The sequence below is a fragment of the Agrobacterium sp. ST15.13.015 genome, from assembly GCF_027871645.1.
GTDB classification, from domain to species: Bacteria; Pseudomonadota; Alphaproteobacteria; order Rhizobiales; family Rhizobiaceae; genus Agrobacterium; species Agrobacterium leguminum.
On record NZ_JAQAHF010000046.1, the window covers coordinates 1 to 1181 of the forward strand.

Consider the following 1181-nt stretch of genomic DNA (forward strand, 5'->3'; position numbering starts at 1 on the left):
GATTGGTCAGGTCGTAAGTGGCATAGGCCATGAAGCCGACCACTGCGCCATAGAGCAGCGCGGTCGTCCATTCTCCTGTCTGAAAGGCCGGGCGAACCGCAAGAAAGGTCAGGCCGGCGGCATAGATGAGGTAAAAGACGACCGCCGGAGCAAGCCGAAAGTTTTCTGCCAGAAGATCGCCGATGGCCGGGCGGTAAAGGCGCGACGCCATCGTGCTCAACCAGATGAAATCAATCACCAGAAAGGCGACGAGGGTAAAAAGGTAGGCTGCGACATAGGTTTTCATTGGTGTTTTCCTTTGCAGGGCCTCGATAAGGGAGCGACGATGGCGGGTCGAGGCAACGTGTAGATGTGGCTAGTCGATCCTTGTCCAATTTATGCCTTTGCACAGCAGACCGGCGACGATACAGCCTTTCGTGGTCATGCCGTTGCCGTTTATTGTCACTGTTATCCTGTAGGATTTATCCCGCTGGGGGTCGAAAGCGGTGCCGGAATAGCTGCCTGCCTCTGTCTGCTTTATGTCCATGATCAGCCGGTCCCCGGCCTTTTCCTTCGGGGTGCCCGGCTTGATCCAGGTGTTTGTGGCACAGATATTTTCACCGCAGGGCGCAATCAGTACTTTCGCCTTGCCGTCTCCGCGTGCCCAGTTGCCGTCGATATCGGCCGCCGTCGCGCTGGACGCGGCCAGCAGTGGCCATAGGACGGAAGCAACCGTCAATCTGTTGATCATCATTGTCTCTCTCCGCAGTTTGGTCCCGCCTTATCTGTGTTCGATCGTGTAGAAGCCCACATTTATGCTCCCTTCGGCAAAGCCCGCCTCGCAATAGCAAAGGTAATAATCCCAAAGCCGTCGAAAGCGGTCATCGAAGCCGAGCAGGGAAATCGCCTGCCACCGCGCATGAAAACGCTGGCGCCACTCGGCGAGCGTGAGCGCGTAGGACTGGCCGAAAAGTTCCTTATCGGTGAGCTTAAGGCCGGTTTTGTCGACCGCTTTTTCGAGCGCGGCATCTGAGGGCAGAAAGCCGCCGGGAAAGACGTATTTCTGAATGAAATCCGCCTTGCGCCGATATGTATCGAAGCGGCTTTCTTCAATCGAAATGATTTGCAGCACCGCACTGCCGCCCGGTTTCAGGCATCTTTTCAGCGTTTCGAAATAGCTCGGCCAATAGGCCTCGCCGACT

At 56.3% G+C, this 1181-nt stretch carries 3 protein-coding genes; all 3 read right to left on the bottom strand.

Features of this window, described 5'->3' with window-relative positions:
* A partial coding sequence (locus tag PIB16_RS26640; RefSeq protein ID WP_065657052.1) for a DUF2177 family protein occupies window positions 1–286 on the bottom strand: 286 nt, incomplete at its 3' end.
* Between the two features lie 69 nt (window positions 287–355).
* The gene (locus tag PIB16_RS26645) at window positions 356–733 is read right to left on the bottom strand and encodes a DUF2147 domain-containing protein (RefSeq protein WP_065657051.1); all 378 of its coding nucleotides are present in this window, start codon (window positions 731–733) and stop codon (window positions 356–358) included.
* A gap of 27 nt (window positions 734–760) precedes the next feature.
* Window positions 761–1181: class I SAM-dependent methyltransferase (locus PIB16_RS26650; RefSeq protein ID WP_173999951.1), on the bottom strand; the 421-nt coding region annotated here is incomplete at its 5' end.

Coding starts and splice junctions, on each gene's coding strand:
- PIB16_RS26645 (WP_065657051.1), bottom strand. CDS start 733: ATGATGATCAACAGATTGACGGTTGCTTCCGTCCTATGGCCACTGCTG.